Here is an 11,587-nt window from a genome sequence, read left to right as displayed (position 1 = left end):
GGTCAATGCGCCGAGGGCAGCGCCTCGCCATTGCGGTGCGCGGCGAAGCGCTCCACCATCGTCTCGCTCGCCTGGTTGAGGCCGGTGATCTCCACCTCCAGCCCATGCCGCCTGGCCTTCATCACAATCCGGTCCAGCGCGCCGACGGCCGAGATGTCCCAGAAATGCGCCCGGGAGACGTCGATCTCCAGCCGCTTCACCGCTGTCTCCTGCACATCCACCGCCTCGCCCAGCAGCCCGGCGGAGGCGAAGAAAACCTGCCCCTCGACCAGATAGCGCCGCGTCCCGCCATCCTCGGACAGACGCGAGGAGACACGCACCAGCCGCGAGACCTTGCCGGCGAAGAAGATGCCCGAGAGCAGCACACCGACGGCAACCCCTTTGAGAGATCGCCGGTGAACACCACCGTTAGCACCGTCGCCACCATCACGATGGAGGAGGGCCAGGGATTGGTGCGCAGCTGCGGGATCGAGCGCCAGGAGAAGGTATTGATCGAGACCATGATCATCACCGCCGTCAGCGCCGCCACCGGCACGATCGCCAGCAGCCCGTGCAGCAGCACCAGCAGCACCAGCAGGAAAATTCCCGCCACCAGCGTGGAGAGCCGCCCCCGCCCGCCGGAGGTGACATTGATGACCGACTGCCCGATCATCGCGCAGCCGCCCATGCCGCCGAACAGCGCCGAGCCGATATTGGCGATGCCCTGGCCGATACATTCCCGGCTTTTATTGCTGGGCGTGTCGGTCATGTCGTCGAGGATCTGCGCGGTCAGCATCGTCTCCAGCAGCCCGACCGCGGCCAGCGCCAGGGCCAGCGGCGCCAGCAGCTGGAAGGTGCCGAGGGTGAGCGGCACATGCGGAATGCTAAAATGCGGCAGGCCGGTGGGCAGCGCGCCCAGCTCCGCCACATGCTTCACCGGCAGATGCAGGACATAGCTCACAAAGGTGACGACGATGATCGCCACAAGCGGCGCGGGGAACGCCTTGGTGATGTAGGGAAAGCCGTAAATCACCAAAAGCCCGAGCGCGATCAACCCGTACACCGCGTAGGGCACGCCGATCAGCTGCGGCAGCTGCGCCATGAAAATCAAGATCGCCAGCGCATTGACGAAGCCGGTCATCACCGATTGCGAGACGAAGCGCATCAGCCGTCCCAGCTTGAAGATGCCGGCGATGATCTGAAACACGCCCATCAGCACGGTGGCGGCGAGCAGATAGCCGAGCCCGTTTCTATGCACGATCGGCCCCATCAGCACGGCGGTGGCGGCGGTGGCGGCGGAGACCATCGCCACCCGCCCGCCGGTGAAGGCGATGATGGTGGCGATGACGACAGAGGCGTAAAGCCCGACTTCCGGCGGCACCCCGGCCACCACGGAAAACCCGATCGCCTCGGGGATCAGCGCCAGCCCCACAACGAGGCCGGACAGGAAATCGACGCGAGGCTGGGCAAGCCAGTCCCGGTAAAAGGAGGATTGTTTGGTCATGGGATCTTTGAATGAATTTCAGCGAGGGGCGGGGCAAAGCCCGTTGCCCGCGTTGTCCGGCGGATCGGCGGCCGGAAGAGCCACCCGGATTTTCACCGGGTCCTGACGAATGATCCCAGCATAGTCAGGCTTCTGCTGCGGTGCAACAGTTACGGACGAAACCCTGTCCTGTCCGGGGGCTCACCCCCGGTCCAGAATCTCCCCATTGATCTGCGCAATCCGCGTCACCCCGGTCAGCGCCATCGCCACCCGCATCTCCTTGGCGATCAGTTCCAGCAGCTTGGTCACCCCGGCCTCGCCGCCGGTGGCCAGCGCATACACGTAAGCCCGGCCCAGCAGCACCGCATCCGCGCCCAAAGCCAGCATCCGCACCACATCCAGCCCAGAGCGCACCCCGCCATCGGCAAAGATGGTCAGCTCGCCCTTAACCGCCTCGACGATGCGCGGCAGCGCCCGGGCGCTGGAGAGCACGCCATCGAGCTGGCGGCCGCCATGGTTGGAGACGATGATGCCATCGGCGCCGAATTTCACCGCCTCGCGCGCATCCTCGGGGTCGAGAATGCCCTTGATGACGATCTTGCCCTTCCAGAACTCCCGCAGCCATTGCAGATCATCCCAGGCGATCGCCGGGTCGAAATTATTGCCGAGCCAGGCGATGTAATCCTCCAGCTTGGTCGGCTGGCCGCGATAGGCGGAGATATTGCCGAGATCATGCGGGCGCCCATTCAGCCCGACATCGAAGGCCCAGCCGGGATGCAGCATCGCCTGCAACACCCGCCGCCAGGGGCCGCTGGGGCCGGACATGCCGGCATGCAGGTCCCGGTAGCGCGCGCCCGGCACCGGCATATCCACGGTGAAGATCAGCGTGGTGATCCCCGCCGCCCAGGCCCGCTCCAGCGCGTTGCGCATGAAGCCGCGATCCTTCAGCACATAAAGCTGGAACCAGATCGGCTTGGCGAGCGCGTTCTGCACCTCCTCGATCGGGCAGACCGAGACGGTGGAGAGGGTGAAGGGAATCCCCGCCTTCTCCGCCGCCCTCGCCGCCTGCACCTCGCCACGCCTTGCATACATGCCCGCCAGCCCGACCGGGGCGATGGCCACCGGCATCGCCATCTCCTGCCCCAGCACAGTGGTGGCCAGCGAGACATCCGCGACATTCTTCAACACACGCTGGCGCAGCGCCAGATCGGCCAGATCCGAGATATTGCGCCGCAGCGTCTGTTCCGCATAGGCGCCGCCATCGGCATAATGGAACAGGAAGGGCGGCAGGCGCCGGCGGGCGGCTTCGCGGAAATCGGTGGTCGAGGAGATGATCATGCAGGGTCGCTCGCTGGTTGCAGGGAAGGGGAGAGGCGCAGCATTCTGGCCTCGTCATCCTCGACCCGCCGCAGCGTCGCGGCGACGAAATCGAGATGCAGCAATGCCGCCCGGCGCGCCTGCTCCGGCTGGCCGGCGGTGATGGCGCCAACCAGGGCGCGATGCTGGCGCGCGAGCATGCGGAAGGTCTGCGGGCGGGTATAGAGTTTTTCCAGGCTGTGGGAGATGCTGGCGGCCAGCAGCTCGAACAGCCCGCGCATCATGTGCAGCAGCACGAGGTTGTGCGAGGCTTCGGCGATCAGCAGATGCAGCGCCGCATCGCCCTGCGCATCCTCATGCGCGCTGCCCGCCTCATGGATCTCCTCCAGCCGCTCGATCTGCGCCGCGAGCCGGGCCTTGTCCGCCTCGGTGGCGCGCATCGCGGCCAGCTCGGCCGCCTGCGCCTCCAGCACCCGGCGGATCTCCATCACATCGCGCCAGTAAGACGGGTTCTGGCGCATCAGCCCGGCCAAAGGGGCGACGATCTCGTCCAGTTGCGGCGCCTGCAGATAATGTCCGCTGCCCGGCCGCGCCTGCACCCGGCCGGATTGCGCCAGCCCGTGCAGCGCCTCGCGCAGGCTGGCGCGCGAGACGCCAAGCCGCGCCGCCAGCACCCGCTCCGCCGGCAGCCTGTCGCCAGGGCGCAGGCCCGCCTCGCGGATCAGCCCCTCAAGCCGGGTGGAGAGCGAGCTATTTGCCATTGGCCGGACCGGTTTCCTTTTCTTTAAAAACTGCCCCAGCTTTGCCGCCGCGCGGCAGGTCCGGCAAGCCGGAATTGGTCCGACCAAAATTTAAGAGGCTGTCCCAGATCTTCATTCATCTGGCCATTATGTCGATCCCGAGTCTCTTCGCCTTTTGCCCGTGGCGTCAAGGGCGCGCGGCTTCGCCGCGCGTCGCCGAAGGCGAGTCAACCCCTTGACGCCACGGGCAAAAGGCGAAACCCTGCAATGATCGAAATAATGCTGATCCTTCAAGGCGTTGAAGGCCTGAGCTCGAAATTTATCTGGGACAGCCCCAAATTTAATTCAGAAATACCAGCCCGAGCAGCGCCCCCGCCCCGAACATCCAGAGCGGATGCAGCCTGGTCCGCCAGGCCAGCAGCGTGGTGGCGGCGGTGAGCAAAGCGGTGAGCCAGCCGGTGTCGGACTGGCGGACCAGCACATAGGAGGTGGCGAGCACCAGCCCGGCGGTGAGCGGCAGCAGCGAGGCCTGCGCCACCCGCCGCCAGCGCGCCTGCCGGTGCTTGTTGAACAAGGCCGCGACCATCGCCGCGACGATCCCCGCCGGCAGCACCATGCAGAGCGTCGCCAGCAGCCCGCCCACCACCCCGGCCACATGCGCGCCAATGACGGTGACCAGGATCACATTCGGCCCCGGCGCGGTGTTGGCGATCGCGTAGAGCTGCGCGAATTGCGAGGCGGTGAGCCAATGTTTCTGGTTCACGACAACCTGCGCCAGCTCCGGCACGGTGGAATTCGCCCCGCCCACCGCCAGCAGCGAGAGCTTGCCGAACAGCAGCGCGATCTCGCCCAGAATGTTCACGTCACCGCCCGCCAGGAGAGATAGACCGAAAGCGGCAGCACGATCAGCACGATATAAGGCAGCGAGACATGCAGCCCCACCGCCAGCCCGAACACCGCCAGCGCCAGCGCCGCATTGCGCCAGCTTTTCACGATCGGCACCGCGATGCGCAGCGACGTTCCCAGCACCAGCCCCGCCGCGGTCGCCGCCAGCCCGAGCAGCGCGTGGCGCACCGGGGCCAGCCCGCCATAGCGCGTATAAAGCCCGCCCAAGCCCAGCACGATGGCAACCGGCGCGCTCATCAACCCGCACATCGCCGCCGCCGCGCCGCTCACCCCGGCCTCCCGCGCCCCGAAGGCGAAGCTGAGATTTACCACATTGGCGCCGGGGAGCGATTGGCAGAGCGAGAACAGCTCGCTGAATTCCTGCTGGCTCAGCCAGCCGCGCTCATCGACGATCATCCGCCGGATGATCGGCAGCACGCCGCCGAACCCCATGATCCCGGCCATGAAAAATCCGCTGAACAGCTGGGCATGGGTGAGGCGCGGACGCGGCGCGGGCGGGGCAGGGGGCATTTTTGCCAGAGTAGGCGGGCCCCTCGCACTCTGGCAACGCGGGCGGGCGCAATGTAGGTCCGTGACATGAGCATCGATCTGCGCGACCCCACCCTTGCCGCCGAAGCGGTGAAAGAAGCCCTGGCCCTGCGCCCGCATCCCGAAGGCGGGCATTACCGCGAGCTTTGGCGCGACAGCCCGGCCGAAGGCGGGCGAGGGGCCGCCAGCTCCATCCTGTTCCTGCTGGAAGCGGGCGAGCGTTCGCACTGGCACCGGGTCGATGCCGCCGAGCTCTGGCTCTGGCAAGGCGGCGCGGCTTTGGAACTTGGCATCGGCAGAGAGACATTGCGGCTTGGCCCGAACCTCGCCGCCGGCGAGGCGTTGCAGGCGGTGGTGCCGAAGGCGGCCTGGCAGGCGGCCCGCGCGCGCGGGCCCTGGAGCCTGGTCTCCTGCGTCGTTGCCCCGGCCTTCGAGTTCGCGGGGTTCGAGCTGGCGCCCCCCGGCTGGTCACCCTGATTGAGGCTTAAGGCGTTGTAACCGGCCCGTGCTTGCGGCCCCCCGCCAGCGCGCCTAAACCCGCCGCAATCTCGATCCCGTGACAGGACACGTCCAATATGACCAGCACCGGCTCCGCCTCCCGCCCCTTCACTTTGTATGACCCGTTCGCGCTGAAAGACGCGCTGGCGGCCAACAGCATCATCCTCGTCGATGTGCGTGAGCCGCAGGAATGCGAGGCGGCGCGAATCGAGGGCGCGATGAACCTGCCGCTTTCCAGCTTCGACCCCTCGGCGCTGCCCTCCGGCGAGGTGGTGCTGCTCTGCGGTGTCGGCAAGCGCTCGCGCATGGCGGCGAATTTATGCGCGCAGGCCGGCATGCCGGTGGCGGGGCATCTGGAAGGCGGCATCTCCGCCTGGATGCAGGCGGGCTTGCCCGTTCTCAGGGGATAAAAGGCGGCATTTTCGCCGCCAGCGCCAGAAAGGCGCCGGCGGCTTTCGGCACGTAGCGCTGCTTATGCCGCACCGCCTGGAAGGGCCGCGGCGGCAGCAGCAGATTGGCCCGCCGCAACGCCCCGGCGCTCAGCGCCCGGGCACAGACCAAGGGCGAGAGGCAGGCCACCCCGGCGCCCTCCGCCACCGCCTCGCGCACCGCCTCGTTGGAAGGCAAAGTGAGGGTGATGTTCAGCGCCTCCAGCGCGATGCCGCGTTCGGCCAGGTGCGCCAGAAACGCCTCGCGCGTGCCCGAGCCCTCTTCCCGGAACACCCAGGCGGCGCGGCGCAGATCCGCATTGGTGAGTTCGCCGCCCCTGGCCCAGTCATGGCCGGGCGGGGTGACGATGGCCATCCGCTCCGCCGCCACCGGCTCCACCAGCAGCCCCGGATCGTCCAGCGGCCCTTCCACGAAGCCCAGCTCCGCCGCGCCCAGCGTCACCGCGCGCGCCACCTGGGCGGTGTTGCCGATGGCGAGATTGATGGTGAAGCCCGGATGTTGGGCTTTGAAGGCGGTGATCAGCCGCGGCAGGTAATAGCTGGCGATGGTCTGGCTGGCATGCACGGCAAGCTGGCCATGGCGCAGCCCGGCATAGTCGCGCAGCGCCGTCTCCGCCGCCGCCGCCCGCGCCAGCACGCCCCGCGCCTCCTCCAGAAACAGCCGCCCGGTTTCGGTGAGCGCGATATTGCGCCCCACCCGATCGAACAATTTCACGTCATGCTGCGTCTCCAGCGCCGCGATGGAGGCCGAGACCGCCGCCTGGGTGAGATTGAGGGCGGCGGCGGCGCGGGTGATATGCTGGCGCTCGGCCACGGCGGCGAAAATGCGGAGCTGTTCGAGGGTCATGCGAAATACATAAACCAATTTTATCAATCGAACAAAAACTATCAGTTTTTAAGATTGTTTCGCGCGGCCTAGATCAGCGGGCGAAAGGCAGGTCACAAATGTTCGCTCGACCCTTTACCCATCATGCGCATCCGCTCGAGCTGGTGCGCCATTTCACGCCCAACTGGTTCACCGTCACCATGGGCACCGGCGTGTTCGCGCTGCTGCTCAACCAGCTGCCCGGCCCGGCCTGGCTGCCGGGGCTGGCGGCGGAGATCTGGCGGGCGAATATCGTGCTGTTTTCGGTGTTTTCCCTGGCTTATCTGGCGCATTGGGCGCTGTATCCGCGCCAGGCGGCGAAGATTTTCAGCCATCCGGTGATGCCGATGTTCCTGGGCGCGATCCCGATGGGGCTGGCGACCATCACCAACGGCACCCTGGCCTTCGGGCATGACCCGCAGCTGGCCTTGCGGCTATGGGAGGTGGATGCGCTGCTCTCGGTGCTCACCGGGCTGGGCGTGCCGCTCGCCATGGTGGTGACGCAGAAACATATGCTGGAATCGATGACCGGCGTCTGGCTGCTGCCGATCGTCGCCTGCGAGGTGGCGGCGGCCAGCGGGGCGCTGCTGGCGCCGCATCTGCCGCAGGACGTGGCGGCCAATCTGGTGCTGGCCGGGTATGGGCTGTGGGCGCTTTCGGTGCCGCTGGCGCTGGGTATTCTCACCATTCTGTTCCTGCGGCTGGTGCTGCATTCGCTGCCGGCGCCGGAGCTGGCGGTCTCTTCCTGGCTGGCTCTGGGGCCGCTGGGGACGGGGGCGCTGGGGCTGCTGTTGCTGGGCCAGGCGGCGCCGGGGGCGTTCGCGGGCGGGCATCTCGCCTTTATCGGCCCGGTGGCGCAGGGGCTGGGGGTGATTGGCGGGCTGGTGATCTGGGCCTATGGCGCCTGGTGGCTGGCGCTGGCGGTGGCGATGGTTCTGGTGCAGCGCCCGCATCGTCTGCCCTTCAACATGGGCTGGTGGGGCTTCACCTTTCCGCTCGGCGTGTTCATCCTGGCGACCAACGCGCTGGGGGCGCAGACGGGGCTGGCGGCCTTTATTTTGGCCGGGCATGTGCTGACCGGCATTTTCACCGCGCTCTGGAGCATCGTCGCCCTGCGCACCGCCCGCGGCGCCTATCACGGCTCCCTCTTCACAGCGCCTTACATGCCCCCTTCAGCGCCCAAACCCATGGCCTGAACGTGCAAGGATTTTGGAGTGCCGGCCCCACTCTCCGGCGGCCAGACGCAGCGCCTCGCCAAGGCCGCCGCCCTGGCCGCCCCGACAGTTGCCCCGGCAGGCTGATACCGCTAGAAGGGCTTCCAAGCCGGACCCGTAGCTCAGCTGGATAGAGCGTTGCCCTCCGAAGGCAAAGGTCGCGCGTTCGAATCGCGCCGGGTCCGCCAGGGTTTTCAATAAGTTATGCCAAATATTGGCGACCTGGATTTTGCCGCAGGTTCCACATAGGTTCCAGACACAAAATCTTCTTGTCCGGAGAACGCCCTGCCAATGCGGACTTGTGGTAAACGCGGCGTCACGGGATAGTCACCGGCTACATGCCGATTAATCTCACCCCGAACGCGGCCTGCTGTTCCGCATCACCCACATTGCCAACCTGCCCTGGTTGCTGGCGAATGGCCTTCATTGTGCCAACAGTGCCGTGGTTGATCCTGATTTCGTGGCCATCGGCAATCCTGAGCTGATCGGCAAGCGTACCCACCGAACGGTGCCGCTGCACCCCGGCGGGACGCTGGCGGATTATGTTCCGTTCTACTTCACCCCAAAATCGCCGATGCTCCTCAACATCAAGACGGGGCGCGGCGGGATTGCCCAGCTCGATAACGATAAGATCGTTATTTTAGTCTCATCTTGCCAAAGCATGACCCAGAATGGCGTCACCCTCCTGTTCACGGATCGCCATGCTTATGTTGCAACAGCCGAGTGGACCACCGACCAGAGCCGCCTGGGAGAGATAATCGACTGGGATATTCTGCGTCGACATGACTTCGCCCGCGATGATAGCTATTTAGACAAGATGGAACGCTATCAAGCCGAAGCCCTGGCCCACCGTCACGTCCCTCCGGGCGCGCTGCTCGGTGTCGCCTGCGCGTCGGGGAGCGCCAAGCCCATTGTGGAAGCAGCCGTCGCGGCTGCGGCAAGCGCGGTTAAGGTATTCGTCCGCCCAGGGTGGTATTTCTGATGCTCCGCTATACCCAAGGCAACCTTCTGGAATCCAGGGCCGAGGCGCTCGTGAATACCGTCAACACGGTAGGAATCAGCGGCAAGGGCATTGCCCTGATGTTCAAGGAAGCCTACCCGGATAATTTCCGGGCCTATGAAGCCGCCTGCAAGGCCGGGCAGCTTGAACCCGGCGGCCTGTTCATTACCGAACGCCATGACATGCTTGGCCCGCGTTACATCATCAATTTTGCCACCAAGCAGCATTGGCGGAATCCCTCCCGCCTTGAATGGATTGAACACGGCCTCGCTGCGCTCGGGCAAGAAATCGAGGCGCGCGGCATCCGCTCGATTGCCATCCCGCCGCTCGGTGCGGGCAATGGCGGCCTGGATTGGGCCAGGGTGAAACACTTGATCGCCGAGTCGCTTGCCGGTCACGACTGCGAGATCATCGTTTTTGAACCGACCAAAACCTACCAAAACGTCGTTAAGCGCAATGGCGTCGAAAAGTTGACGCCCGCCCGCGCGGCGATGGCGGAGATGATCCGGCGCTACGAGGTGCTGGGCTTCGACTGTTCGATGCTTGAAGCCCAGAAGCTGGCGTGGTTCCTGCACCGGGCAACCCAGCGCCTCAAATTGCCGGTTCTGATCGCTGATGATTTTACGGCCAATCGCTATGGCCCTACTCGGATAAAGTCCGGCATCTGCTCGATAGCCTTGATGGCAGCTACATCACCTGCGAACGGCGGGTGGCAGACGCGCGCCCGTTCGATCCGCTCCACTTCCGGCATGACCGTCAGGATCAAATCAGCGCCTACCTGACCTCACCGGATGCCAGCCCCTATCGGCCCGCGCTTGATGAGGCTGCCAATATCATCGACGGCTTCCAATCTCCCATGGGTTGGAACTGCTGGCAACGGTTGATTGGCTGAACCATGAATCAGGCGTTCCCCTGGCTATTGATGTGATGGCCGATGCCATTGCCCGTTGGCCGGGGCCTGAAGGCGCGGCTGAGCGTAAGGTGCGAGTTTTTACGCTGCTTCATATTGAAGTCGCCATCAATCACCTCCGCGCCACCGCATAAGGTTTCCTCTTTTGCTGGCCGAATGGCGTGTTTTATCAGGGCCGTCTTGGTTAATCACCGCTTCGGCGAATACCGTATTTCTTCTCTTGCCTTATCGGTTTTGGATAAATATTGGGAAAGCTTTGCTTGTTCGCAATATTTATCGAGTGAGGAACGCATGGACGAGTCTATCTTCGGTCGCACAAATGCCTGCGTTGGCATAAGTAAGGACGATTGTGAACAGCTATGGCAAGCAGCCACAAAGATGCTCGATGCTCGCAATATCGTGATGAAAATCGTCGAATCGCTGGGTGATGCAACTTCATGGGTCGGTGAGCGGGTACAAGATGTACTGAAGGATAAATTCGGCCTGGATGTCTCTGAGAAGGTCCAAGAGATCACACAGGATTTTCTTTGGAACTTCCAGTCTGGGGCGATGACCGGACTCGATGCAGACGGTATTGGTGATCGTTGGGAGTGGCTCCATAAGGCCGTTGTTGTAGCGAGTGGTCTTTCTGGTGGTTTCTTTGGCCTTCCTGGGCTGCTCTGGGATTTGCCGATTACAACCGCCAATATCATGCGTTCTGTCGCGGACATTGCTCGTTCGTTCCCAGGGGAGGACATCAAAAGTGATGAAACAAAGCGGGCTTGTATCGAAGTTTTCGCGGTTGGCAGCCCTCTGTCAGAAGATGATGAAGCCGATCTTGGCTATTGGGCCGCGCGAACCGGCCTGAGCCACGCAGGCATCGAACTAGTTATCAAAACCGTTGCGGCCAGATTTGGCGTGGTGGTCTCTGAGAAAATTATGACACAAGCCGTTCCGATAGCGGGCGCCGCTGCTGGAGGGGCGCTCAACTATGCTTTTATTGATTATTACCAAGAAATGGCACGTGTGCACTTCATGGTCCGAGGGGTCGAGCGAAGGGCTCCAGATTCTTCGGCCGTTCGCCCTTGTTTTGCGGCGATTGTCCGGGAAATCCGCTCCCGACGCCGGATTAGAGGTAGCAAGGCAGAGTAGGGCCGTGCACGCCGTGAACACGGTCGTGTGTCTTACTCTGAGGATGCAATAGAATGTCGTGTCGGATCACTCATTCTGCCTGCCCCGAGGGTGCGCTGAGCACAAGGTAGGGTTCCCCCCATCAACCACGTAAGTTTTTCTCCTAAACAAGTCGTGACGGCAGCTTTCACAGGCCGGGATGGTGTGTTTCGTCCGGGTCGCTCTTCAGCAGTGCCACACGATGAAACTGCTGACGGGTGAGAAAGCCGATGCCGTGGTCTGGTAGTACTGGCGGCGCCGCATCGGAGGAACAACCCGGCAACCGTGGGGGAACTGTTGCGTAGCCGGGCCTAGTGACTGGGCGGGTCGTCCGCCGGTTTACCGGGGCGCAACACGGAACGCACGAAGACGGGCAGACTTGTCACGCCAAGCGCCCTTCTTATCCGGCCGGGTAGACCTGAGATACGGCGCGCGTTGCCGGATGCTTGCAGCTATGGGGCCCGGCTCCCTTCGGGAAGTGCCTCCGCTGTCGCAGTCTAACCAGACGTCCCGGCTTCGGGGTCTGGCTAGGCGAACTGTGGCAGCAAC

At 64.3% G+C, this 11,587-nt stretch carries 13 protein-coding genes, 1 tRNA gene, 1 pseudogene and 1 other annotated feature; of the genes and pseudogenes, 8 read left to right on the top strand and 7 right to left on the bottom strand.

Translation table 11 applies throughout. The features are described 5' to 3' along the window. Positions 1-2 precede the first annotated feature (2 nt). The 6 genes and pseudogenes from GT370_RS09290 to GT370_RS09265 form a co-directional block, all read right to left on the bottom strand. Positions 3-1,483, bottom strand: a pseudogene (locus GT370_RS09290) (SulP family inorganic anion transporter). Positions 1,484-1,533: 50 nt separating this feature from the next. After that, positions 1,534-1,589: a sequence feature (sul1 is cis-regulatory element that is thought to sense ions involved in sulfur or methionine metabolism; They are found in Alphaproteobacteria), on the bottom strand. Between the two features lie 74 nt (positions 1,590-1,663). Next, positions 1,664-2,800: an FMN-dependent L-lactate dehydrogenase LldD gene (lldD, locus tag GT370_RS09285; protein ID WP_008492054.1), complete on the bottom strand. Its 1,137-nt coding sequence runs from the start codon at positions 2,798-2,800 to the stop codon at positions 1,664-1,666. Further along, on the bottom strand, positions 2,797-3,540 hold the full coding sequence (locus GT370_RS09280) for an FCD domain-containing protein (protein WP_008492056.1): 744 nt from the start codon (positions 3,538-3,540) through the stop codon (positions 2,797-2,799). Before GT370_RS09280 ends, lldD begins: the two co-directional genes overlap by 4 nt. Then, positions 3,530-3,655, bottom strand: coding sequence for a hypothetical protein (locus tag GT370_RS09275; RefSeq protein WP_256378772.1), 126 nt, complete (start codon positions 3,653-3,655; stop codon positions 3,530-3,532). Before GT370_RS09275 ends, GT370_RS09280 begins: the two co-directional genes overlap by 11 nt. Before the next feature lie 204 nt (positions 3,656-3,859). Next, positions 3,860-4,381: a chromate transporter gene (locus GT370_RS09270; protein WP_008492057.1), complete on the bottom strand. Its 522-nt coding sequence runs from the start codon at positions 4,379-4,381 to the stop codon at positions 3,860-3,862. Beyond that, positions 4,378-4,935: a chromate transporter gene (locus tag GT370_RS09265; protein ID WP_008492058.1), complete on the bottom strand. Its 558-nt coding sequence runs from the start codon at positions 4,933-4,935 to the stop codon at positions 4,378-4,380. Before GT370_RS09265 ends, GT370_RS09270 begins: the two co-directional genes overlap by 4 nt. Before the next feature lie 66 nt (positions 4,936-5,001). Here GT370_RS09265 and GT370_RS09260 point away from each other — a divergent pair, with 66 nt between their 5' ends. Further along, complete coding sequence (locus GT370_RS09260; protein WP_008492059.1) at positions 5,002-5,430, top strand: cupin domain-containing protein; 429 nt, start codon at positions 5,002-5,004, stop codon at positions 5,428-5,430. A gap of 98 nt (positions 5,431-5,528) precedes the next feature. Then, a complete protein-coding gene (locus tag GT370_RS09255) occupies positions 5,529-5,861 on the top strand; it encodes a rhodanese-like domain-containing protein (RefSeq protein WP_008492060.1) in 333 nt (110 codons plus the stop codon). Here the strand turns inward: GT370_RS09255 and GT370_RS09250 are convergent. Continuing rightward, on the bottom strand, positions 5,851-6,747 hold the full coding sequence (locus GT370_RS09250) for a LysR family transcriptional regulator (protein ID WP_008492061.1): 897 nt from the start codon (positions 6,745-6,747) through the stop codon (positions 5,851-5,853). The two genes, GT370_RS09255 and GT370_RS09250, sit on opposite strands and share 11 nt — an antisense overlap. 98 nt (positions 6,748-6,845) lie before the next feature. Between GT370_RS09250 and GT370_RS09245 the strand changes: the two genes are divergently transcribed. From GT370_RS09245 to GT370_RS09220, 6 genes are all read left to right on the top strand, one after another. Beyond that, positions 6,846-7,961, top strand: a complete 1,116-nt coding sequence (locus GT370_RS09245) for a TDT family transporter (protein ID WP_008492062.1) — start codon at positions 6,846-6,848, stop codon at positions 7,959-7,961. A gap of 129 nt (positions 7,962-8,090) precedes the next feature. Continuing rightward, positions 8,091-8,167, top strand: a tRNA-Arg gene (locus GT370_RS09240). A gap of 179 nt (positions 8,168-8,346) precedes the next feature. Then, a complete protein-coding gene (darT, locus tag GT370_RS09235) occupies positions 8,347-8,961 on the top strand; it encodes a type II toxin-antitoxin system toxin DNA ADP-ribosyl transferase DarT (RefSeq protein ID WP_333490067.1) in 615 nt (204 codons plus the stop codon). Beyond that, a complete protein-coding gene (gene darG, locus GT370_RS09230; RefSeq protein ID WP_270184264.1) occupies positions 8,961-9,761 on the top strand; it encodes a type II toxin-antitoxin system antitoxin DNA ADP-ribosyl glycohydrolase DarG in 801 nt (266 codons plus the stop codon). Before darT ends, darG begins: the two co-directional genes overlap by 1 nt. Before the next feature lie 79 nt (positions 9,762-9,840). After that, the gene (locus tag GT370_RS09225) at positions 9,841-10,023 is read left to right on the top strand and encodes a hypothetical protein (RefSeq protein ID WP_270184263.1); all 183 of its coding nucleotides are present in this window, start codon (positions 9,841-9,843) and stop codon (positions 10,021-10,023) included. Between the two features lie 22 nt (positions 10,024-10,045). Further along, positions 10,046-11,020 (top strand): EcsC family protein, encoded by a 975-nt coding sequence (locus GT370_RS09220; protein WP_168118366.1) that lies wholly within the window; start codon positions 10,046-10,048, stop codon positions 11,018-11,020. Positions 11,021-11,587 lie beyond the last annotated feature (567 nt).

It is taken from the genome of Acidocella sp. MX-AZ03, assembly GCF_027626035.1.
Taxonomy (GTDB): Bacteria; Pseudomonadota; Alphaproteobacteria; order Acetobacterales; family Acetobacteraceae; genus Acidocella; species Acidocella facilis.
Note: the sequence above shows the minus strand (reverse complement) of the source record. Positions and strands in the feature narration are given on the sequence as shown.

Coding starts and splice junctions, on each gene's coding strand:
- lldD (WP_008492054.1), bottom strand. CDS start 2,800: ATGATCATCTCCTCGACCACCGATTTCCGCGAAGCCGCCCGCCGGCGC.
- GT370_RS09280 (WP_008492056.1), bottom strand. CDS start 3,540: ATGGCAAATAGCTCGCTCTCCACCCGGCTTGAGGGGCTGATCCGCGAG.
- GT370_RS09275 (WP_256378772.1), bottom strand. CDS start 3,655: ATGAAGATCTGGGACAGCCTCTTAAATTTTGGTCGGACCAATTCCGGC.
- GT370_RS09265 (WP_008492058.1), bottom strand. CDS start 4,935: ATGCCCCCTGCCCCGCCCGCGCCGCGTCCGCGCCTCACCCATGCCCAG.
- GT370_RS09260 (WP_008492059.1), top strand. CDS start 5,002: ATGAGCATCGATCTGCGCGACCCCACCCTTGCCGCCGAAGCGGTGAAA.
- GT370_RS09255 (WP_008492060.1), top strand. CDS start 5,529: ATGACCAGCACCGGCTCCGCCTCCCGCCCCTTCACTTTGTATGACCCG.
- GT370_RS09250 (WP_008492061.1), bottom strand. CDS start 6,747: ATGACCCTCGAACAGCTCCGCATTTTCGCCGCCGTGGCCGAGCGCCAG.
- GT370_RS09245 (WP_008492062.1), top strand. CDS start 6,846: ATGTTCGCTCGACCCTTTACCCATCATGCGCATCCGCTCGAGCTGGTG.
- darG (WP_270184264.1), top strand. CDS start 8,961: ATGCTCCGCTATACCCAAGGCAACCTTCTGGAATCCAGGGCCGAGGCG.
- GT370_RS09220 (WP_168118366.1), top strand. CDS start 10,046: ATGGCGTGTTTTATCAGGGCCGTCTTGGTTAATCACCGCTTCGGCGAA.